Source organism: Aequitasia blattaphilus (genome assembly GCF_024721305.1).
Classification (GTDB): domain Bacteria; phylum Bacillota; class Clostridia; order Lachnospirales; family Lachnospiraceae; genus Aequitasia; species Aequitasia blattaphila.
In genome coordinates this window covers 1-1,162 of record NZ_JAMXOD010000060.1, presented here as the reverse complement: position 1 = coordinate 1,162, position 1,162 = coordinate 1, and the positions used below count along the sequence as shown (strand labels likewise).

At 43.4% G+C, this 1,162-nt stretch carries 1 protein-coding gene; it reads right to left on the bottom strand.

Annotation, left to right across the window (positions count from 1 at the left end):
• On the bottom strand, window positions 1-1,162 hold a 1,162-nt coding region (locus tag NHH15_RS15425), incomplete at both ends, for an AAA family ATPase (RefSeq protein ID WP_262067537.1).

Genomic DNA, 1,162 nt, shown 5'->3' with positions numbered 1-1,162 from the left:
GGATCTTTTCTTTTGGATGCTGCCTTTTTCCATTGAGGTGTTTCATCTTCCGGACTGATATCCTTTAAACTTCCTACTTTATCTACTCGATGTACCGGATAATCGAACCACAAGTTCACTGGCTCAAACTTCGGAAATTCACGAAGGGTGCCCTCAATACGCCACGCTGATTTCATCTTATTTTTTTGAACGGCCGCTTCCATTTGTTTTTTAAGCTCCTGATAATCCGGCCGTGTCAGCTTCTTTTTGCAGTATTCATCCATTTGCAGCTGTGAGCACATTGCATCCTGAGACACATCATCTTCCCAATCTTCAAATCGTTCGTTTAAGAAGGAAAAGCAAGCATCACAAACAGCTTTGTTCTCTTCCTGCTTTAAGAGTTCTTCTGTGACTTGCAACTCGATTAAATCCAGGATCGCATCCGGATCCCGGGCAAATACTCCGGAACCTGATGCACGGTCCATGGCTTTTTTACTGCCCTGGCTGCCTTTACTATGGTGATGGCAATAGATCACTGCAGCACCAAGCTCTGTACATACTTTATCAAACTGATTACAAAAGGCGGCCATCTGATCAGCACTGTTCTCATCACCGGTAATAACCTTGTAGATTGGGTCAATGATGATGGCTGCATAGTTTTTCTTTAAGGCTCTCCGGATTAACTTTGGCGCTAGCTTATCCATAGGAGCTGATTTCCCCCTCAAATTCCATATATCAATGTTAGAGAGATTATCCGGCGCCCACCCAAGAGTTTCATAAACATCTTTGAATCGATGCAGACAAGAGGCTCTGTCGAGTTCCAGGTTTACATACATCACTTTTCCCTTGGCACATTTCCATCCGTGCCAGGCACGACCTTCTGCAATGCCAATTGTTAACTCTATTAAAGAAAATGACTTTCCTGCTTTAGATGGACCAGCGATCAGCATCTTATGTCCTTGACGAAGGATCCCATGGATTAAAGGGTCTGCTAATTCCGGCAAATCATTCCAGACTCCTTCTAAACTTTCGGGTTCAGGAAGATCATCGTTTACGCTCTCAATCCATTCATACCATTCGTTCCAATCCTTTTTCCCGATATTAATATCTACAATGAATTGTTTTTTTCCATTCCGGATAACACCTGGCATCCTGGATAACCGAGATGGATTACGGTTCTGAC